The sequence below is a fragment of the Mycobacterium sp. ITM-2016-00316 genome, from assembly GCF_002968335.2.
In the GTDB taxonomy this organism is placed as follows: Bacteria; Actinomycetota; Actinomycetes; order Mycobacteriales; family Mycobacteriaceae; genus Mycobacterium.
In genome coordinates this window covers 2,010,272-2,030,382 of record NZ_CP134398.1, presented here as the reverse complement: position 1 = coordinate 2,030,382, position 20,111 = coordinate 2,010,272, and the positions used below count along the sequence as shown (strand labels likewise).

The following is a 20,111-nucleotide window of genomic DNA, read 5'->3' as shown; positions in this document are numbered from 1 at the left end:
CGGCAAGGTCAGCTATTTCTTGCGCTGGCTCTCGGCGTACTCATCGGGCCGATTCTTCTTCATCCAGGCCCGCATCGGCCAGAACAGCAACCACAGCGCGGGGTAGACGGTGATGTAGAACAGGCCGTAGACGGCGAGACAGCCAAGGATGCCCAGCACCCACCCCGGATAGACGATGATCAGGCAGAACTGCACGAACTGCTTGAGCACCACGGGCTGGCCGTCGGCCATTTTCCACACCGTCGAGGGCTTGAGCGCGTCGAGCAGCACGCGCCAGCCGGACTGTTTGGGCTCGGCCGTGGGTGCGACACCATCGATCTCAGCACCGCTGACGGGCTCGGTCATGGCGGTTCTCCAGTCGTCGGCACCTTAGCGGCGCGCTCATTCCGCTTGCGTGTTTAGCACACTTCTGCCGAGATCACCGGGTGAAACGTGACACCGCTCAGCACTGTCACCGCCTTTGCTAGGAAAGCGCAGCGATCCACCGATGGCCCGGGTGGACCCGGTTGAGCCACTCACGCAGCCGTGACCGTCGATGCGTGTCCAGGCACGGCAGTACCCGGACAAAATCGTTCTGGTCCTTGGCCCGAAGATGCTTGGCCTTGAACAGCAGCACCACCTCGGGTACGAGGTACGGGATGCCGCCGCGGGTGTGCAGGATCAACTCGCTGTAGGGCAGCGTGATCGACGTGTCACGGCGGCAGATCCAGCGATCGTCGACGTGCGGTTCCCGAAACACGTCAAGGTGATAGTGACCGCTCGCGGGGTCCCGTAGCCAGGTCTGGAAGTGGTTCGTCCGTTCCTGGGGGTACGGCCATACCTGGCCGTCGCCCACCACATCCCAGTGAAATCCCGGGAGCGCCGCTTCGATCTCCCCGAACCGCGCGGCGGGCACCGCGATCTTCGAGGTCGTGGTGTTCGCGGGCCACAAAGTTGGAGAACAGTTCCAGAGCCCACCCGGCCGCCACGCACCACGGGGCGGTGACCGCCGACAGTCGCCGGGCGACCTCGTCGGGCGTCCACGGCCGCCACGCCCCATCGATCTCGGTATCGGTGAGACGCCGTCCGGTCACCCGCTCGCTGGACCTTTACTGGACCTTTAGAAGTCCCAGTCCTCGTCCTGGGTGTTCACGGCCTTGCCGATCACGTAACTGGAACCCGAGCCGGAGAAGAAGTCGTGGTTCTCGTCGGCGTTGGGGCTCAGCGCGGACAGGATCGCCGGGTTGACGTCGGTCTCGTCCTTCGGGAACAGCGCCTCGTAGCCGAGGTTCATCAGCGCCTTGTTGGCGTTGTAGCGCAGGAACTTCTTGACGTCCTCGCTCAGCCCGACACCGTCATACAGGTCCTGGGTGTATTCGACCTCGTTGTCGTAGAGCTCGAAGAGCAGCTCGTAGGTGTAGTCCTTGAGCTCCTGCTTGCGGGCGTCGTCGACAAGGGCCAGGCCCTTCTGGTACTTGTAGCCGATGTAGTAGCCGTGCACGGCCTCGTCGCGGATGATCAGCCGAATCATGTCGGCGGTGTTGGTGAGCTTGGCACGGCTGGACCAGTACATCGGCAGGTAGAAGCCGGAGTAGAACAGGAAGCTCTCCAGCAGCGTGGAGGCCACCTTGCGCTTGAGCGGGTCGTCGCCCTTGTAGAAGTCCATCACGATCTGCGCCTTGCGCTGCAGGTTCGGATTCTCCTCCGACCAGCGGAACGCCTCGTCGATCTCGGCCGTCGAGCACAACGTGGAGAAGATGTTGCTGTAGCTCTTGGCGTGCACCGACTCCATGAACGCGATGTTGGTGTACACGGCCTCTTCGTGCGGGGTCAGCGCGTCGGGGATGAGGCTGACGGCGCCGACGGTGCCCTGGATGGTGTCCAGCAGGGTCAGGCCGGTGAAGACCCGCATGGTGAGCTGCTTCTCGTGCTCGTTGAGGGTGCCCCAGGACGGGATGTCATTGGAGACCGGCACCTTCTCGGGCAACCAGAAGTTCCCGGTGAGCCGCTCCCACACCTCGGCATCTTTGTCGTCCTGGAGACGGTTCCAGTTGATGGCCGAGACGCGGTCGATCAGCTTCATTCCATCGGACACCTTGGACCCCATTTCACCTGGCTTTTCATTCTTTCGCCGGGATGTATCCCGCGACGAGGTCAACACTACAACTGGTGTGCGACATCGCCGAGCTATACGAGATGTTGTGTTCTGGCGTGTCGCGCGTCACCGGACTTTCCAGTGCAGGATCACGCCGCCGGGGCCACTCTGTCGAGCAACTCCTGCAGCGCGACCAGGTCCAGATAGGCGGTTACGCGCACCACCCGGTCGTCACGCATGGTCATCACCCAGGCGTACTCGTTGACGTACGGGCGGCCGTCGAGCGCGGTGGCGGTGCCGCGCCAACGGGCCACCACCACGTCACCGTCGGTGACCAGTTCGCGGACCTCGGCCTGGATCGGGCCGTTGAGCCGGGACACGATGGGACCGGCGCCGTCGCGCAGGAATTCGGCGCGGCCGGTGTAGGTGGCCGGCCCGGTTGCGCGCGCCACCGTCCATTCCACGTCGTCGGCGAGAATCGCATAGAAGCTGTCCTCGCCACTCACCCCGCGGGCGAACGCGTCGCGCACCAACTCGGCATTGCGCTGTTGTTGCCCGCCGCGTGCCGAATTCTCGGCGGTGCTACTGCATCCGAGCATCACGGTGGCCGCCAGCGCGCCGACCACCCACAGGGTGAACCGTGTCATCAATGTCATGACATCGACGCTAGGAGCGCGTCGATGCGCCTGGGAGGCCGCGGTTCTCCTAGGAACGCACCGCCTGCGGCAGGCGCGTGAATTCGTACTCCGAGGGTTTGAACGTGCGCGTCGCCAGCCAGTACTGCCAGGTCATGCCACTCCACAGGGTGCGGTTGACGCCGTGGGCGTCCATGTACCAGCTCTGGCAACCTCCGGTGCTGAACACCGTGCCGGCCAGGTCGTGCTGCAACCCGGCGTTGTATTCATCCTGCGCGCGGCGGCTCGGCGCGAGCGCGACCGCACCTGCCTCGTCCACCGCGGCGATGGCCTGGGCGGCGTAGCGGATCTGGGACTCGATCATGAACACCACCGAATTGTGCCCGAGCGCGGTGTTCGGTCCGAGCAGGAAGAACAGGTTGGGCATCCCGGCCACGGTGATTCCACGGTGAGCCGCCATCCCCTCGGCAGTCCAGCGATCGACCAGGTCCTCACCGTCGGCGCCCTTGATGTCGACGTAGGTGTAGGAGTCGGTGACATGGAATCCGGTGGCCCATACCAAGACATCCACCGGATGTTCCACACCGTCGGCGGTGACGATACCGCGGGGGGTGATCCGTTCGATCCGCTCGGTGATCACGCTGGTCTTCGGGTTCGCGATCCCGCGATAGTAGGTGTCGGAGTTGAGGATTCGCTTGCAGCCGGCACGATAGTCGGGGGTGAGCTTGCGCTGTAGCTCGGGATCCTTGATGCTGCGCTTGATATTCCATTTACCCATCAGCTCGCCGATCTTGAGCAGTCTGGGCTGTTTGGTCATGGCGAAGCCGACGCCCTCGTGAATCCAGTAGATACCGGCCCGCAGCAATGCCCGGACGCCCGGCACGGAGGCGAACACGGTGCGCATCCACTGCGGGAAGGCGTTGTTGGGCCGCGGCATCACCCAGGCCGGGGTGCGCTGGTAGAGCTGCAATTCGGCGACGTCGTCGACGATGGCGGGCACGATCTGGATGGCACTCGCACCGGTACCGACCACCGCCACCCGCTTGCCGCTGATGTCCACACCGTGGTCCCACTGTGCGGAATGAAAAGCCGCACCGGCGAATTCGTCGATGCCGGGGATCTCGGGAATCAATGGGATGTGCAGCCCGCCGGCACCGGAAACCAGGAACTGCGCGATGTACTCCTGCCCGGCGGCATCGAACACATGCCAGCGCGATTCATCCTCGTCCCAGTGCGCACGGTCGACGTGCGCACCGAACCGGATGTGGCGGCGCAAACCGTGCTTGTCGGTGACACCCTTGAGGTAGTCGAAGATCTCGGGCTGAAAGGACCACATGTGCGTCCAGTCGGCCTTGGGCTCGAACGAGAACGAGTACATGTGCGACGGGATGTCGCACGCGCAGCCCGGGTAGGTGTTGTCGCGCCAGGTGCCGCCGATCTCCTCGGACTTCTCCAGGATCAGGAAGTCGACGCCTTGTTTCCTCAGCGCGATCCCCATGCCGAGTCCGGAGAATCCGGACCCGATGATCAGTGCGCGGGTGGTGATGGCAGACATGACGTCAACGCCTTTCCTGGGAACGCCGGTACCGGATACATCTCAGTGTTCCGGCAGCGGACAACACGTGTCAACGCCCCACATGGGTACCGAGTTCCGGTGCAGGTGCCGATCAGGCCTGCTGCGCCGGCTCCTGGCGGCGCACCGCGTTGTGAACGGGCTGATCGGGGTCGATCTGGACGCCCAGTAGTTCGGCGGTGCCGTTGACCGCACCCATCATGATCGTCGTCATATGGGAGATGAACTCCTCGGCAGGCATCCGCCGCGGGCTGTCGGCGTCGCCGCCCAGCCACCAATCGGTGGCCGAGGCCGCGGTGCCGAACAGGGCGAAGGCGGCCAGCTCGAACACAGCGGGGTTGAGATCCATCTCACTGAGCTCGCCGCTGACCATCTCGGCGATCGCAAGGGTGATGTCACGCCCCCGGTTGACCGTGGTCATGGCGGCCGCGGACTGATCGGCGAACCGGCCCTGCAGCAGGAAACGCACCACGTTCGGATGCTGGTCCACCAATTCGACATAGTGCTCGACGGCGCGGCCGATGACCTGGCGCGCCGAGTCGGACTCGATGTCGATGGAGGGGATCACCGCCGCCCACAACATGTCTCGCATGCGCTCGCCAATCTGGGCGAACATGTCGGACTTGTCGGTGAAATGGCGGTAGATCTTCGGTTTGGCGGTGCCCGCCTCCTCGGCGATCTCGCGCACACTGACGTTGGGGCCGAGGCGGTCGATGGCGCGGAAGGCGGCCTCGACGATCTCGGCGCGGACCTTTTTGCGGTGCTCGCGCCAACGTTCGCTGCGCGCGTCGACCTTCGCACCGGGCTGCCCCGGCAGCGGAAGCGATGGTCTGCGCACCCGCTCACTGTACCGGGCGATGCTGACCTGGTCAGACTGCCCGGCAGAGCGGGCGGTTTGGCCCGCGCCCGGAGTGGGTAACCCCCGGCCCAGATTCCGCCGCCCGGCGACCGGCACGTTGCTTCGGTAGCATCCAAAGGTCACAGCCCACCTGATCGAGACGAGACAATGACTGCCCCATACGACGTAGTAATCGCGGGCGGGGGCCCCTCAGGTTCGGCCGCCGCGTGGCAGGCCGCCCAGGCCGGCGCGCGCGTCGTCGTCCTGGACAAGGCCGAGTTCCCCCGAGCCAAACCGTGCGGTGACGGGCTGACCGCTCGCGCCGTGAGCTACCTGCAGAAAATGGGACTGGCCGACGAGGTTGCCACCTATCACCGCGTGAACAAGGTGACGGTGTTCAGCCCGAGCGCATGGGAGCTGTCGTTCCCGCGCCGCCCCGGTATGCCCGATCACGGTCACACCGTGAGCCGCGAGCACCTCGACACCGTCCTGCTCAAGCACGCCGAATCCGCCGGTGCCGAAGTGCGCCAGGGCGCCGAGGTGGCCGGCCCGGAGTTCGACGCGAGCGGCCGGGTGATCGGCGTGGTCCTCAAGAGCGGGGAGAAGGTGCTCGGCGATGCCGTCATCGCCGCCGACGGTGCTTACTCCCCCATCAAGCGCGCCCTGAAGCTGGATTCGGAATACAACGGCTACTCGGCGATCGCCATCCGCTCCGAGATGCACCTCAACCGGCCCGACAACGACAGCCTCGACATCTACCTGAAGCTGCTCTTCCAGGGTGATCAGCTGCCCGGCTACGGCTGGGTGTTCCCGATGGGCAACAACGTCTTCAATATCGGCCTCGGCTACGTGAACAGCTACAAGAACTGGCAGTCCATCAACGCCACCCAGTTCCTCGGCGAGTTCCTGCGCAGCCTGCCCGCCGAGTGGGAAGCACCGCCCATCGAAGAGCTCAAGAAGAACAAGAGTGTCCGGGCCTGGCGACTTCCGATGGGCTTCACCGCCTGGCCGCCGTGGCGACCGGGCGTGTTGTTCACCGGCGACTCGCTGGGCGCGGGTAAGCCGGCTTCCGGGGCGGGAATCTCCAAGGCCCTCGAGTCCGGACTGGCGGCCGGTGAGTGTGCCCTCGCCGCGCTGAACAACGGCGGGCCCGACGATTTCACCAACTACGCGCAGCGCATGGAAGCGGCGTGGGGCAAGGAATACAAACGCGGCCGCTACATGCACAAGCTGATCGGCTACCCGAAGGTCGCGGACGCCGGCATCAAGCTCATCGACAACGCCGCGTTCCGGGACCGGATGCTCAAGGCGCTGTACAAGAAGGCGCAGGGGCCGCAGCACAAGGTCAAGTAGTCGACGTCGAACGGCCAGTTGTGGCACGCATTTCGCACTTTTGCGTGCTGCAACTAGCCACTGGGCATCCGTCGGTGTCATAGGACGTGGGTAGCGTGCGGGTCATGGAACAACGCATCAGCCTGATCACGCTCGGCGTTGACGACCTCGGTCGGGCCCGCACCTTCTATGAGCAGGGCTTGGGCTGGACGCCCAGGGCCGCCCCCGAGGGAGTGGTGTTCTACCAGCTTCCCGGCATCGCGCTCGCGCTGTTCGGCCGCAAGGATCTCGCCGAGGACGCCCATCACCCGGTGGACGGCCGGTTCAGCGGTGTCACCATTGCGATCAATCAGCGCACCGAGGCCGACGTCGACGCCGTGCTGGCCGAGGCGCACGCCGCCGGCGCGACGATCCTCAAGCCGGCCGAAAGGGTGTTCTGGGGCGGCTACTCCGGGTATTTCGCCGATCCCGACGGCCACGTCTGGGAAGTCGCGCTCAACCCGGAATGGACGATCAATCCCGATGGCACGCTGACCATCTGAGGTCGCTACCCGCCGCCGCGGCGCCGGCTCTTGGTGAGTTCGATCGGGTCGATCTCCACCCGTGACCACTGCGCCGCCATCTCCAGGCTGTGCGCGCGGCCCGAGTGCACATGATGAAACGCCGACGCGGCGGCCCGGTCCGGGTCGTGCTCGGCGATCGCCGCGAGCAACTCCTCGTGCTCGTGGCATTGAACCTGGGCGTCACGGTCGCTGGTGAGGTGGAACAGCCACTGCACCCGCGCCTGTAGCGGTTCCAGCAGCGATTCCAACAGTGGATTGGCAGCCAGGTCGACGATGATGACGTGGAAGGTGGCATTGGCCGCCGCGATGGCCGGGCCGTCATTGCGCTCGCTCGCCTTCCGCGCGGTATCCAGTTGGGCGGCAAGCAAATCCAGACCGGCCTGATCGGCCCGCTCGGCGGCCAACCGGGCGGCGAGCACCTCCAGGCTCTCCCGGACGTCGAACAGATCCCGCACATCGTCGACCGTGAACGGTGACACGATCGCCCCCTGCCGGGGCACGACAACCACCAGCCCGTCCTGGGCCAGTCGCTGCATCGCCTCGCGCAGTGGGATCCGCGACACCTTCAGCTGCTCGGCCAGGTCGCGCTCGATCAGCCGGGTGCCGGGCGCCAGTTCCAGACCGACGATGCGGGCCCGCAACTCGTCATAGGCATGTTCGCGCAACGGCTTTCGACTGGGCGCCACCACTGAGGTCACTATCTGAGCCTTTCCCGTCGGTGTTCCCGTCGAGCTTAACCCACCCGCCGTTAGCGGTATACCATTAACTCGATCCTTACATTCGAGTAACCGCACCGAAATGGCCGGGTTCGATGCTTCTGCCTAACGGTATACCGCTAACGGGTAGCCACTGACACCAGGAGATTCCATGAAGACCCTGCCGAAAATTCTCGCCATGGCCGCCGCGGGTGCGCTCGCGGTGGCCACCTCCGCATGCGGTTCCTCCGGTGACAACGCCGACAGCGACGCACTGTCCGTCGGGGTGTTCCTGCCCGGGTCCATCAACGACACCGGCTTCATGCAGTCGGGATATGAAGGCTTTCAACGTGTCCAGGCCACCTTCGGCGACAAGATCGACGCCGGCTACGTCGAGCAGGTGGCCGCCGCCGACTATCAGCAGGCGCTCCAGCGTTTCGCCTCCCAGAACGACCTGGTGATCTCGGTGGGCGGCCAGACCGACGCCGACGTCCGCAAGGTCGCGCCCCAGTTCCCGGATGTGAAGTTCGTCGAGATCGGCGGACCCTCGGATGCCGAACCACTGCCGAACCTCGCCTACTACGACCCGCAGCAGGCCGAAGCCGAGTTCCTCTCCGGCGCGGCGGCCGCCGCAGCGTCCAAGACCGGCACCGTCGGCTTCGTCGGCGGTGTCGAACTGCCCGCAATCGTCAACGCCGCCATTGCTTTCGGCAATGGCGCACGCTTCGTGCGCCCCGATGTCACCGTGCTGAACCCGCAGTACGTCGGCGACTTCAATGACCCGGCGAAGGCCAAGCAGGCCGCGGGCACCGCCTATGCCAGTGGCGCCGACGTGCTCGGCCAGATCGTCAACCTCGGCAAGCAGGGCATGGAACAGGCGGCCAAGGAATCCGGCAACCGGCTCAACGGTGGCCCAATCCCCGGGGAATGCACCGACAGCGTCTATGCGGGCTACGTCCGCACCGATATCGGCACCGAGATCGAATACGCGGTGTCCTCGGTGCTCGACGGCACCTGGACCGCCGCCCAGGTGCCCTTCGGTGTCACCACGGACAAGGGTGGTAGCGACTTCCTGACGTGTACAACAGATCCCGCGGTCGCCGCGGCCGTCGCCGATGCCAAGGCGGCAATCGTCGCCGGCAGCGTCACACCGTACTGAGCGAGCCGGCACCCATGACCATCACAGCTCCCGAGCACACCGCGCTGCTGGCCATGAGCGGCGTCGGCAAGTCCTTCGGCCCGGTCCGCGCACTCGACGGTGTCACGCTCAGCGTGAAACCCCGCTCGGTGCACTGCATTCTGGGCGAGAACGGCGCAGGCAAGTCCACCCTGTGCAACAGCATCTACGGCACCGTCTCCCCCGACACCGGCAGCATGGTGTTGGGCGGCAACGAGTACCGGCCGCGCAACCCCGCCGACGCGCTGCAGGCCGGTGTCGCGATGGTCCATCAGCACTTCTCGCTGATCCCCACCATGACCGTCGCGGACAACCTGCTGCTCGGCCGGGGCGGGTTTCGCCCGCCGCGCGACCGGTTGGCCGCCGATCTGGATCGCATCGCCGACAGCTACGGCCTGAGTGTCGACCCGAAGGCCACCGTGTCCGGGCTGACCGTCGGTGCCCGGCAACGGGTCGAGATCGTCAAGGCGTTGTTGCGGGATCCGCAGCTGATCCTGCTCGACGAGCCCACCGCGGTGCTCGACGGGAAAGAGATCGACGCGCTGATCGCCACCTGCGCAGCGCTGACCGCCGACGGCAAATCCGTCGTGCTGATCACCCACAAGCTCGGTGAGGTCGCCCGCGCCGCCGACGAGGCCACCGTGCTGCGCGGCGGGACCGTCGTCGGCGGCGGACGGGTCTCCGATATGGGCATGTCCACCCTGCTGGACCTGATGCTCGGCGACGCCGAACCGCTGGACCGCGTTGTGGCGCCCCGGCCACGCCGTCCCGCCGGTGGCGACGCGGTGCTGCAGATCGTCGGTGTGCGTCTCACCCGCGCCGACGGCAGCACGGCCCTCGACGATGTGGACCTCACCGTCGGCCGGGGTGAGATCGTCGGCGTCGCCGGCGTGGAGGGCAACGGGCAGTCCGAACTGACCTCGGTGCTCTCCGGCGCCATCGCCGCCGACGCCGGATCGGTACGGGTCGACGACGCCGACCTGACCACCGCGACACCCGCGCAGCGCACCGCCGCCGGTGTCGCGGTGATCCCCGAGGATCGGCACGCGGAGGCCATCATCGGTGCCCTGTCCATCGCGGAGAACATCGCGATGCCCCGGCTGTCGGCGTACCGGCGGTGGGGACTGCTCGACCGCACGCGAATGCACGCCGACGCGGCCGCTGCCATCACCGACTTCTCGATCCGGGCACCGGGGCCCGACGCTCCCATCGGATCGCTGTCCGGGGGCAACCAGCAGAAGGTGGTGCTGGCGCGCGAGCTGTCCACCACCGGGCTGCGGGTGGTGGTGGCGGCCCAGCCGACCCGCGGCCTCGACGCCGGGGCCGTGGCGTTCGTGCTGGACCGGCTGCGCGCCGCCGCCGACGACGGGGCCGCCGTACTGGTCACCTCCAGTGAGATCGACGAACTCATCGCGGTGTGCGACCGGATCGTCGTCGCCTACCGCGGTCGGCTGCTGGGCTCGGTGTGCACGCAATCCGACACTGCGGCAAACGATATCGGAACCCTCATGACGGGTGTGGGCGCATGATGGCGGGTCTGCACGCACGCCACCCCCTGGTGGTGGCGCTGGCCGCCATGGCGATCGCCGCACTCGTCGGTTTCGTGCTGGCCGCGGCCGCCGGCGCCGGTCCCGTCGACGTCGTCGACGCACTGATCGAGGGCACCCTGGGCTCGCCGTTCGCCATCGGCACGTCCTTGAACAACGCGGCCCTGCTCATGCTGGTGGCCGCCGGCTTCACCATCGCCTATCGGGCCGGGCTGGTCAACGTCGGCGGCGAGGGTCAGCTGTGCCTCGGCGGCATCGCCGCCACCGCGGTCGGGGTGGCGATGCCCGAGGGCATCCCGATGCCGATCGCGGTGCTCGCCACCCTGACGGCCGCGGCGCTGGCCGGCGCCGGATGGGCCGCGATCGCCGCCTGGCTGCGGGTGAAGCGCGGCACCAGCGAGATCATCACCACGCTGCTGTTGAACTTCGTCGGCCTGGCGCTGGTGGTGCTGATGGTCCATGAGCCCTCCCTGCTGCGCCAACCCATGACATCCTCGGAGACCCTCCCCCAGTCCGAGCCGCTGGCCGCCTCGGCGCACCTGCCCCTGCTCGGCCTGGCCAAGAACCCGGCGACCATCGCCATCGTGCTCGCCGTCATCCTGGTGGCGGCCGTCGGAATCATGCTGCGGCACAGCGCCGTCGGCCTACGACTCAGCGCGGTCGGGCTCTCCGGACCTGCCTCGGCGCGCCTGGGCGTGCAGGTCGATCGCACCGCGTTTCTCGGGCTCACCACGGCGGGCGCCTTCGCCGGGCTGGGCGGTGGCTGCCTGGTCATGACCGCACCGTTCATCCTGGCCGACGGGTTCTCCTCCGGCTTCGGGTTCGCGGGGCTGGTGGTCGGCCTGCTGGCCCGCGGATCCATGACCGCCGTCGCCGCGGTCGCTGTGCTGTTCGGGTTTCTGGTGTCCGGGGGCATCAACCTGCAACTGGCCGCCGGCGTGCCGTCCTCCACCATCACCGTCGTGCAGAGCGTCCTGATCATCGTGATCGCCGGCGCGGCCTGGTGGACGACCACCGCCCGGCAGCCCGCTCAGAAAGTAGCCGTATGAATATCACCATGCTCACCGAAATCATCTCCAGCGGTGTGGCCTTCGCGATTCCACTGCTGCTGGCCGCCAGCGGCGAATCGATCAGTGAGCGGGCCGGGGTGCTCAACCTCAGCATGGAGGGCATGATGCTCACCGGCGCGTTCGCCAGCGTCCTCGGCTCGGTCAGCACCGGTTCGGCCGTGGCGGGCGCACTCGCCGGGCTGCTCGCCGGATTGCTGTTCGGCCTCGGTCAGGCGCTTCTGAGTGTGCGATTTCGGGCCGACCAGATCGTGGTCGGCATCGCGGCGAACGCCCTGGCATTGGGGCTCACCACCTTCGGTGCGCGGATTCTGCTCGCCGACGGCAGGGGGCAGAACGTGGCTGCCTTCGCCGATGTCCGCATCCCAGTGCTCAGCGAGCTGCCCGTCGTCGGCCCGGCCCTGTTCGGTCAGACCCTGCTGGGCTACCTGTGCATCGGCGCCATCGTCGTGCTCGCCGTCGCCTTCTCCGGCCACACCATGGCCGGCATCCGAGTCGACGCCGTCGGTGAGGATGCCACCTCGGCGGGGTGGACCGGACTGGCGGTCAACCGGACCCGGGTGCTCGGGGTGCTCATCGCCTCGGGTGCCGGAGGCCTGGCCGGCGCACAGCTCGCGCTCTCGGAGGTGCGCTCCTTCAGCGAGAACATGACCGCCGGAATGGGCTACCTGGCCGTGGTGGCCGTCATCGCCGGACGCTGGAAGATCAGCGGAATCTTCTGGGCCGCTCTGTTCTTCGGTGTCGCGCGGGCCATGCAATTCGCACTGCCCGCGCTCGGGGTCGACATTCCCTACGCGGTCCTGGTGATGCTGCCCTACCTCATCGCATTGATCGCCATCAGCGGATTCGTCGGCGGCCGTAGGGCACCGTCCTGCCTGACGGTGCCCTACGTCGGCCGCGTCTGATCCGCCACCCTGTCTGTAAGGACCTCCCATGACCCTCGTTCTGACCCACTCCGATATCAACGCGCTGATCGACCGCGCGAGCGTGTATGACGCCGTCGAGCGCGCCCACGCGGATCTGGCGACCGGCACGGCCGGCAATCCGGCACCGGCGTTCCTTCCACTGGACGGCGGCGGTGCCGCGCTGCCGATGGCCGCGTCGTCTGCGCGGCACCGGGCCAGCGCGGTGAAGATGTTGTCGGACATGCCATTCAACCGGGACCGCGGATTACCGACGCAACGGTCCACCATCCTGCTGATGTCGGCCGAGACCGGTGAATGCCGCGCGGTGCTCGACGGCCGGCTCATCACCGCGGTCCGGACGGCCGCGGCCAGTGCCGTGGCCACCGTGCACCTGGCCCGTGAATCCAGCACCGCGCTCGGGCTCATCGGGGCGGGGACCCTGGCCGTCGAGCACACCCGCGCCATTGCGCGGGTACGGCCCATGGAGAAGGTGCTGGTGTGGTCACGCAACCCGGCGACCGTCGAGGCGTTCCGCGCCCGGGTGGCGGATCTGGATCTGCGCGTCGAGTACGCCGACTCCCCACGCCAGGTGCTCGCCGCAGCCGACGTGGTCTGCACCCTGACACCCTCGAAAGATCCGATCGTGCACGGCGCCTGGTTCCGGCCCGGCCTGCACCTCAATGCCGTCGGGGCGCCGCCGCGCGCCGATCACCGCGAAATCGACGGCGCCGGAATGGGTTCAGCGCGTCTCGTGGTCGACAGCCGGGCGACTGCCCTGGCCAAGTCCGGCGATGTGCTGCTGGCGATCGAAGAGGGCCGGTTGACCGAGGATGATGTCAGCGTCGAATTGGGCGAGGTGATCGTCGATCCCCGGCGGGGCCGCCGCAGCGAGGACGACATCACCGTGTTCAATTCGGTGGGTATCGGGCTACAGGACCTGGTGACCGCCCACACGCTCGTCACGCGTGCCACCGAACGAGGCATCGGGACGACGCTGGACCTGTCGGCCTGAGCGCGTCATTCGCTGTGGGTGAGTTGGTCGGCGAACGCGGCGCCGGCGTTGCCGTTGAGCTTGGCCGCGTCGAAGCCGTAGCCGACCGCGTCTCCGCGGACCGCGCGCAGCGGATCCTCGAAGTCACGGAAGTAACCCATCGCCCACGCGCCCTCCTGATAGCCGATCAGCTTGAGCAGATCGTCGTCCAGGGTCCGCGCCACTTCTGGTGGTACCGAGAGGAATTGGTTTTCCTCCTGCCGGACCCAGCCGACGCAGTAGTTCACGTTGATGGCGCGGCGGACCCGGTCACTGCGATTGGCGGCACCGCTGTGCACGATCTTGCCGGAGTAGAGCAGCACCGAACCGCGCGACATCTCGGCCTGCAGGCACTCGTCGTCGGCGTACTCGGTCGGCTTCTTGCCACCGATCTGGCTGCCCGGCACCACCCGGGTGGCGCCCATCTCGGCGGTGTAGTCCGTCATGGCCCACAACGTGTTGCACTGCACGTGGTAGTCGTCGGGAAAGGGGTAGAAGTCGAAGGCATTCTGGTCGCGGTGCAACGCCTGATCCGATTCGCCCGGTTCGATCGAGATGACCTGGGTCAGCATCAGCTGAAAGGCGCTGGCGTGGCCGAGGAAATCCTGGCACACGCCGAGCACGGTCGGATCCTGAATCAGCGTGCGGCAGGCCGGGGAACGGGCGACCAGCGCACCGGTGCGCCGAGTCTTGGTGCCGATCATGGCGTTGTAGCCCATGGGCGTCGCGTCCATGTAGGGCGCCAGTTCATCGTCGATGCTGTCCATCAGGGAGTGCGGCACCAGGTCGTCGACGATCACGTAGCCATCGCGGCGCAGGTGGTCGGCGAGGTCGGCCGGGGATGTGGTGGCCGGTACGTGCGTCAGCGCTCTCATGCGTCCAAGTATTTCCGAGCACGTGTGTTGACCAGGTAAAACAGCGTCACATGGTCGTTAAGACGTCCCGAGACACAATGCCCACCGTGTGGCCTGTGCACGGCAATCCGCCCGTAGGCGTACATATCCCCCACATTCGCACCGGATACGCGCGCCTCAACGGCGCCCCCGCTTGGCGGGCCCCGGCGTGCGCGCGACCTTGCCCGCGGCGGCGCGGGCGGCCTGTTTGGCCAGGGTCTTCTCCCGGGCGGTGCGTTTCGGCGCCGACTCGGCCTGTCCCCGCGACGAACTGGGTTTGCGCCCGCGCACGATCCCGATGAACTCCTCGACGAGTTCGGACTGCGGCCCGTCGGCGAAGGCCAGCGCCACCGGGCAGGTCGGCGCATCGGTGATCGGACGGAAGGTCAGGTCCTTGCGGTGATGCAGCCGCGCCAACGATTGCGGCACAATGAGCGTGCCCATCCCGGCGGCCACGAGTTCTATGGCCTCCTCGGTGGTTTCGGGCCGGTGCTCGACCGGGATGCCGGGAGCTTGCGCCCAGTCGACGACGTTGTCGAGCGGGCGCAGCGTGGGTTCGCCGTCGAGATCCGCGGCGGTGATCGTGTCGGCGGCCGTGAGCAGATGATCCACCGGCACCACCGCCACCGTGGTCTCCTCGTACAGCGGGATGACGGCCAGCCCCGAGGTGTCCGCGGGCAGCCGTAACACCACGACGTCGACGGCGCCGGTCCGCATCTGCGCGGCGGCGTCCGCGGCGGCGACGGTACGCAGCCGCAGCGGCACGTCGGGGTGGCGTTGCGCCCAGGTCCGGGCCCATTTCGCCGGCGTCGCGCCGGGGACGTAGCCGAGCGTGAGCGAGGGCTGGGGCACCGCATCAGGCTACCGATAGGCTCTACGTCATGAGCAGGCCCAACGCGCAGTCCATGAAACCCGCCACGGCGGCGAAGAAGCTGGACGTGTACCTCCCCGCGACGCCTGCGGAGTTCCAGGAGAACGCGATCACCCGCGGTGAACTCGCAGCACTGCAGGAGGACCCGCCGCAGTGGCTTCAGGACCTGCGCAAGAACGGGCCGCACCCGAAGAACCTGGTGGCCGCCAAGCTGGGCGTGTCGATCGCCGGTCTGGCCCGCGGCGGGGTCACCGAGGCGCTGACCACCGAGCAGATCACCGCGCTGCTTGAGGAGAAGCCGGATTGGCTGGTCGCCGAACGCGAGAGCTTCCAGGCGGTGCTGACCGAGGAGCGCCGGGTGAAGGCGATGCTGGCGGACAAGCCGCGCAAGAGCTGAGCCTCTGACGACTGGGGCAGTTCACCGGTCGAACATGTCGCTGATGCGGTCGAAGAAGCGGTCGACGCGCTGCTCCAGTCGCGATCCCTTGCCCCACTTGTCCCAGAGGTAGATCGAGCCGAATAGCGCGGCGACGATCCCGAAGACCAGTGCGGTGATGAGGATGACCTCGACGGTTGTCGACACCGGAGCATTCTTGCGCCAGGGCCCAGCAGCAGCTCCACCAGGTCCGAGAGAGCGTGGTACCCGTACTCACGCTGTTCACATTCACGCCTGCACCGTGAATGGGGTCACCACTCGTCGACATCGTCGTCGTCCTCTATCGGCGGGCGCGGTTTGCGCATCACCAACACGGCCCACACCAGGCCACCGATCAACGCTGCGACGACCGCCAAGAACATCAGCTGCCCCGCCATGTAAGCCATCGTTCATCCCCCCTCGAAGCCGACCAGGAAGTCGGCGACCTCATTCTTCACTGCGGCGATCAACTCCCGCACGAGCGCCAGCCCGCGCGGCTTCAACGGCACCGCGTGAAACCGCCCCTTGACAAAAAATAGGCCAGGGATGTTCTCCCTGGCCTATTTTTCAGCTACGCGAGACCTACAACATGCAGCTGACGCAACCCTCCACCTCAGTGCCCTCCAGGGCCATCTGGCGCAGCCGGATGTAGTACAGCGTCTTGATTCCCTTGCGCCAGGCGTAGATCTGCGCCTTGTTGACCTCGCGGGTATCGGCGGTGTCCTTGAAGAACAGCGTCAGCGACAGGCCCTGGTCCACGTGCTGGGTGGCCGCGGCGTAGGTGTCGATGATCTTCTCGTACCCGATCTCGTACGCATCCTGGTAATAGTCCAGGTTGTCGTTGGTCAGGTACGGCGCCGGGTAGTAGACGCGACCGATCTTGCCTTCCTTGCGGATCTCGATCTTGGAAGCCACCGGGTGGATCGAGCTGGTCGAGTGGTTGATGTAGCTGATCGAACCGGTCGGCGGCACGGCCTGCAGGTTCTGGTTGTAGATGCCGTGCTTTTGCACCGAATCCTTGAGCAGCTTCCAGTCGTCCTGGGTGGGGATATGAATCTCCGCGTCGGCGAACAGCTTTCGCACCTTGTCGGTGGCCGGCTCCCACACCCGGTCGGTGTACTTGTCGAAGAACTCGCCCGAGGCGTACTTCGACTGGTCGAACCCGCCGAAGCGCGTACCCCGTTCGATGGCAATGAGGTTCGACGCCCGCAGGGCGTGGTAGAGCACCGTGTAGAAGTAGATGTTGGTGAAGTCCACACCCTCTTCGGAGCCGTAGTGGATCCGCTCCCGAGCCAGGTAGCCGTGCAGGTTCATCTGCCCCAACCCGATGGCGTGCGAACTGTTGTTGCCCTGCTCGATGGACGGCACCGACCAGATGTGGGTCTGGTCGCTCACCGCGGTGAGCGCCCGGATGGACACCTCGATGGTCTGCGCGAAGTCCGGCGAATCCATCGCCTTGGCGATGTTCAGCGAGCCCAGGTTGCACGAGATGTCCTTGCCCACCTTGGCGTAGGACAGATCCTCGTTGAACTCCGAGGGCGTGGACACCTGCAGGATCTCCGAGCACAGGTTGCTGTGGGTGATCTTGCCGGCGATCGGGTTGGCCCGGTTCACCGTGTCCTCGTACATGATGTACGGGTAGCCGGACTCGAACTGCAGCTCGGCCAGCGTCTGGAAGAACTCCCGCGCCTTGATCTTCGTCTTGCGGATCCGGGCGTCGTCGACCATCTCGTAGTACTTCTCGGTGACCGAGATGTCGGCGAACGGGACGCCGTAAACCCTCTCGACGTCATACGGCGAGAAGAGGTACATGTCCTCGTTCTTCTTCGCCAGCTCGAAGGTGATGTCCGGGATCACCACGCCCAGCGAGAGCGTCTTGATCCGGATCTTCTCGTCGGCGTTCTCGCGCTTGGTGTCGAGGAACCGGTAGATGTCGGGGTGATGGGCGTGCAGGTACACCGCGCCGGCGCCTTGGCGCGCGCCGAGCTGATTAGCGTAGGAGAACGAGTCCTCCAGCAGTTTCATGATCGGGATGACACCCGAGGACTGGTTCTCGATGTTCTTGATCGGCGCGCCGTGCTCACGGATGTTGGTGAGCAGCAAGGCGACTCCGCCGCCGCGCTTGGATAGCTGCAGGGCGGAGTTGATGGAGCGTCCGATGGACTCCATGTTGTCCTCGATGCGCAGCAGGAAGCAGGACACAGGCTCACCGCGCTGCTTCTTGCCCGAGTTGAGGAACGTCGGGGTGGCCGGCTGGAACCGTCCGTCGATGATCTCGTCGACCAGCTTCTCGGCCAGCTCGGTGTCACCGGCGGCCAGCGTCAGCGCCACCATGACCACGCGGTCCTCGAAACGCTCCAGGTAGCGCTTCCCGTCGAAGGTCTTCAGCGTGTAGGACGTGTAGTACTTGAACGCGCCCAGGAAGGTCGGGAACCTGAACTTCTTGGCGAAGGCACGGTCGACCAATGACTTCACGAAGTTCCGCGAGTACTGGTCGAGCACCTCGCGCTCGTAGTAGTTCTCCTTGACCAGGTAGTCGAGTTTCTCGTCCTGGTTGTGGAAGAACACGGTGTTCTGGTTGACGTGCTGCAGGAAGTACTGGTTGGCGGCTTCCCGGTCCTTGTCGAACTGGATGTTGCCGTCTTTGTCGTACAGGTTGAGCATCGCGTTGAGCGCGTGGTAGTCCGTCTCCCCCGGGAGCGCATGAGCCCCGGTGGTTACAGGCTCTGCAGCTGTGACGGTTGGTGGCACGTCTGTTCCTTCCAAAAGTCTTCCAAGCCCGCACGGACGGATTCCACGTCATCCGGGGTTCCCATGAGTTCGAAACGGTAGAGGTAGGGCACGCCGCACTTGGCGGACACCACATTGCCTGCGTAGGCGAATTCCTCACCGAAGTTGTTGTTGCCCGCGGCGATGACGCCGCGGATCAACGACCGGTTGTGCTCGTTGTTCAGAAAAGCGATGACCTGCTTGGGGACATAGCCCCCGCTGTTGATGTCGGGGCTGACCTTGCCGCCGCCGTAGGTCGGCAGGACCAGCACGAAGGGGTGGTCGACCTCGATACGGCCGTGCAGCGGGATCCGGGTGACGTGGTCGGCGGGGAAACCCAGCTTCTGCACGAAGCGGTGGGTGTTCTCCGAGACGCTGGAGAAGTACACGAGATGACTCATATCTCCTCCTCGCTGGTCGTCGGATCCGTCGTGTGTCAGGCAGTGACGGCGGCAGTCGTGCCGGCCAGTGCCTTGATCCGGTCCGGCCGGAAGCCCGACCAGTGATCGTTGCCGGCGACCACGACGGGTGCCTGCAGGTAGCCGAGCGCCATGACGTAGTCGCGGGCTTCGGTGTCGAGGCTGATATCGACCTTCTCGTAGGCGATGCCCTCTTTGTCCAGCGCCTTGTAGGTGGCGTTGCACTGCACGCAGGCGGGCTTGGTGTACACGGTGACGGTCATCTGCGGCACGGCTCCTGTGTGGTGTGGAAGGGGTAGATCTTGTATCGGACCGGCAACTCACCGGGTACTGCATTCCTCTGAGTTTCAGCGGACCGCGGGGCCCGGAAATTCCGGAGCCGCGGAACTGAACCTATTGTTGCCGGGGGCACCGACACGCTTGCGATTCGTGCTCCGCCGGCTCCTGAAACTTTGGGGCCTCGCGGTCCGTCAGACACTACACCTAGTGTCCGACAAACCGAAGAGATACAAGATGTTCTGAACAACATTCGTGAAATTCCCAGGTCGTAACCAATTGGACGGCGCGCCCACCGGCGTGTCGCACGTCACATTTCGGGGTGTGTCGCGATCGCGCACGCCGCCGGCGGCCACCGCCCCGGAACGCAGAAAGCCCCCGGCGGCGATAGCAAAGGCGCTACGCCGTCGGGGGCTCCGGGCCGAGCGGTTCAGCCGATCTCTGCGACCAGCTTCCCGACAACCTCACGCACGTCGGCCGCCACCTCGGCGGTCTCCCGCGGATGCTTGTCCCCGAGCGTCTTGGACGGGATCGACAGCTTCAGGTCCTCGACGACCCGCGGGCCGGCGATGCCGAAGGATTTACGGGTCTCGTCGTGCGCCCACACACCGCCGAATCCGCCCAGCGCCGTCCCGATCACGGCGACCGGCTTGTCCTTGAGCGCACCGTCACCCCACGGCCGCGACAGCCAGTCGATGGCGTTCTTGAGCACGCCGGGAATGGAGCCGTTGTACTCCGGGGTCACCACGAGCGCCGCACCGGCCGCCGCGCCGGCAGCGCGAAGCGCCTGCACGGGCTCGGGGACGTCCTCGTTGTCGATGTCCTCGTTGTAATGCGGCAGTTCGCCGAGCCGGTCGAATACCTGCAGGTTGACGCCCTCAGGAGCCGATTCGACGGCGAGTTCGGCCAGTTGCTTGTTGATCGACGCCGCGCGCAGGCTCCCGACGAGCACCAGCACGTTCGTTTCGGCGCTGTCCTGGTTGTGGGCCATGGTGATGTTGCCTTCCTGTTCCGGATGATCCTCACACAGCT

The 20,111-nt window shown here is 66.2% G+C and carries 23 protein-coding genes; 8 read left to right on the top strand and 15 right to left on the bottom strand.

Annotated features, from left to right (window positions below):
* Positions 1-12: 12 nt before the first annotated feature.
* The 6 genes from C6A86_RS09695 to C6A86_RS09670 form a co-directional block, all read right to left on the bottom strand.
* Positions 13-345, bottom strand: a complete 333-nt coding sequence (locus C6A86_RS09695) for a hypothetical protein (RefSeq protein WP_105363531.1) — start codon at positions 343-345, stop codon at positions 13-15.
* Positions 346-463: 118 nt separating this feature from the next.
* The gene (locus tag C6A86_RS09690) at positions 464-931 is read right to left on the bottom strand and encodes a hypothetical protein (protein WP_311101097.1); all 468 of its coding nucleotides are present in this window, start codon (positions 929-931) and stop codon (positions 464-466) included.
* Between the two features lie 168 nt (positions 932-1,099).
* Positions 1,100-2,062 (bottom strand): class 1b ribonucleoside-diphosphate reductase subunit beta, encoded by a 963-nt coding sequence (gene nrdF / locus C6A86_RS09685; protein ID WP_105363541.1) that lies wholly within the window; start codon positions 2,060-2,062, stop codon positions 1,100-1,102.
* Between the two features lie 161 nt (positions 2,063-2,223).
* On the bottom strand, positions 2,224-2,730 hold the full coding sequence (locus tag C6A86_RS09680) for a nuclear transport factor 2 family protein (RefSeq protein ID WP_233213014.1): 507 nt from the start codon (positions 2,728-2,730) through the stop codon (positions 2,224-2,226).
* A gap of 49 nt (positions 2,731-2,779) precedes the next feature.
* The gene (locus C6A86_RS09675) at positions 2,780-4,264 is read right to left on the bottom strand and encodes an NAD(P)/FAD-dependent oxidoreductase (protein WP_105363533.1); all 1,485 of its coding nucleotides are present in this window, start codon (positions 4,262-4,264) and stop codon (positions 2,780-2,782) included.
* A gap of 112 nt (positions 4,265-4,376) precedes the next feature.
* Positions 4,377-5,120, bottom strand: a complete 744-nt coding sequence (locus tag C6A86_RS09670) for a TetR/AcrR family transcriptional regulator (RefSeq protein WP_105363534.1) — start codon at positions 5,118-5,120, stop codon at positions 4,377-4,379.
* A gap of 168 nt (positions 5,121-5,288) precedes the next feature.
* Between C6A86_RS09670 and C6A86_RS09665 the strand changes: the two genes are divergently transcribed.
* Complete coding sequence (locus C6A86_RS09665) at positions 5,289-6,473, top strand: geranylgeranyl reductase family protein (RefSeq protein WP_105363535.1); 1,185 nt, start codon at positions 5,289-5,291, stop codon at positions 6,471-6,473.
* A gap of 104 nt (positions 6,474-6,577) precedes the next feature.
* Positions 6,578-6,994: a VOC family protein gene (locus C6A86_RS09660; protein WP_105363536.1), complete on the top strand. Its 417-nt coding sequence runs from the start codon at positions 6,578-6,580 to the stop codon at positions 6,992-6,994.
* Positions 6,995-6,999: 5 nt separating this feature from the next.
* On the opposite strand, the gene C6A86_RS09655 is transcribed toward C6A86_RS09660, so the two are convergent.
* The gene (locus C6A86_RS09655; protein WP_311101096.1) at positions 7,000-7,713 is read right to left on the bottom strand and encodes a GntR family transcriptional regulator; all 714 of its coding nucleotides are present in this window, start codon (positions 7,711-7,713) and stop codon (positions 7,000-7,002) included.
* 169 nt (positions 7,714-7,882) lie between these two features.
* Between C6A86_RS09655 and C6A86_RS09650 the strand changes: the two genes are divergently transcribed.
* Genes C6A86_RS09650 through C6A86_RS09630 form a run of 5 tightly spaced genes read left to right on the top strand, consistent with a single transcriptional unit; the run spans position 7,883 to position 13,418 of the window.
* A complete protein-coding gene (locus tag C6A86_RS09650) occupies positions 7,883-8,869 on the top strand; it encodes a BMP family protein (protein WP_105361713.1) in 987 nt (328 codons plus the stop codon).
* 14 nt (positions 8,870-8,883) lie between these two features.
* Entirely contained in the window at positions 8,884-10,416 is a 1,533-nt protein-coding gene (locus tag C6A86_RS09645; protein ID WP_105361712.1) for an ABC transporter ATP-binding protein, read from the top strand.
* Positions 10,413-11,483, top strand: a complete 1,071-nt coding sequence (locus tag C6A86_RS09640) for an ABC transporter permease (RefSeq protein ID WP_199196054.1) — start codon at positions 10,413-10,415, stop codon at positions 11,481-11,483. Before C6A86_RS09645 ends, C6A86_RS09640 begins: the two co-directional genes overlap by 4 nt.
* Entirely contained in the window at positions 11,480-12,406 is a 927-nt protein-coding gene (locus tag C6A86_RS09635; RefSeq protein WP_105361710.1) for an ABC transporter permease, read from the top strand. Before C6A86_RS09640 ends, C6A86_RS09635 begins: the two co-directional genes overlap by 4 nt.
* Before the next feature lie 28 nt (positions 12,407-12,434).
* Positions 12,435-13,418 (top strand): ornithine cyclodeaminase family protein, encoded by a 984-nt coding sequence (locus C6A86_RS09630; RefSeq protein ID WP_105361709.1) that lies wholly within the window; start codon positions 12,435-12,437, stop codon positions 13,416-13,418.
* A gap of 5 nt (positions 13,419-13,423) precedes the next feature.
* On the opposite strand, the gene C6A86_RS09625 is transcribed toward C6A86_RS09630, so the two are convergent.
* Entirely contained in the window at positions 13,424-14,311 is an 888-nt protein-coding gene (locus tag C6A86_RS09625) for a phytanoyl-CoA dioxygenase family protein (protein WP_105361708.1), read from the bottom strand.
* A gap of 156 nt (positions 14,312-14,467) precedes the next feature.
* Positions 14,468-15,181 (bottom strand): LysR family transcriptional regulator substrate-binding protein, encoded by a 714-nt coding sequence (locus tag C6A86_RS09620; RefSeq protein WP_105362636.1) that lies wholly within the window; start codon positions 15,179-15,181, stop codon positions 14,468-14,470.
* A gap of 29 nt (positions 15,182-15,210) precedes the next feature.
* Here C6A86_RS09620 and C6A86_RS09615 point away from each other — a divergent pair, with 29 nt between their 5' ends.
* Complete coding sequence (locus tag C6A86_RS09615; RefSeq protein ID WP_105362637.1) at positions 15,211-15,597, top strand: DUF5997 family protein; 387 nt, start codon at positions 15,211-15,213, stop codon at positions 15,595-15,597.
* Positions 15,598-15,618: 21 nt separating this feature from the next.
* Here C6A86_RS09615 and C6A86_RS09610 read toward each other — a convergent pair whose 3' ends face one another.
* The 6 genes from C6A86_RS09610 to C6A86_RS09585 form a co-directional block, all read right to left on the bottom strand.
* The gene (locus C6A86_RS09610; RefSeq protein WP_199196131.1) at positions 15,619-15,783 is read right to left on the bottom strand and encodes a hypothetical protein; all 165 of its coding nucleotides are present in this window, start codon (positions 15,781-15,783) and stop codon (positions 15,619-15,621) included.
* A gap of 104 nt (positions 15,784-15,887) precedes the next feature.
* Positions 15,888-16,013, bottom strand: a complete 126-nt coding sequence (locus C6A86_RS09605; protein WP_255419438.1) for a hypothetical protein — start codon at positions 16,011-16,013, stop codon at positions 15,888-15,890.
* A gap of 184 nt (positions 16,014-16,197) precedes the next feature.
* Positions 16,198-18,366, bottom strand: coding sequence for a class 1b ribonucleoside-diphosphate reductase subunit alpha (nrdE, locus tag C6A86_RS09600; protein ID WP_105362638.1), 2,169 nt, complete (start codon positions 18,364-18,366; stop codon positions 16,198-16,200).
* Complete coding sequence (gene nrdI / locus C6A86_RS09595; protein ID WP_105362639.1) at positions 18,333-18,785, bottom strand: class Ib ribonucleoside-diphosphate reductase assembly flavoprotein NrdI; 453 nt, start codon at positions 18,783-18,785, stop codon at positions 18,333-18,335. Before nrdI ends, nrdE begins: the two co-directional genes overlap by 34 nt.
* A 35-nt stretch (positions 18,786-18,820) precedes the next feature.
* A complete protein-coding gene (locus C6A86_RS09590; RefSeq protein ID WP_067999029.1) occupies positions 18,821-19,066 on the bottom strand; it encodes a redoxin NrdH in 246 nt (81 codons plus the stop codon).
* Positions 19,067-19,509: 443 nt separating this feature from the next.
* A complete protein-coding gene (locus C6A86_RS09585; RefSeq protein WP_105362641.1) occupies positions 19,510-20,070 on the bottom strand; it encodes an NADPH-dependent FMN reductase in 561 nt (186 codons plus the stop codon).
* Positions 20,071-20,111: the final 41 nt, after the last annotated feature.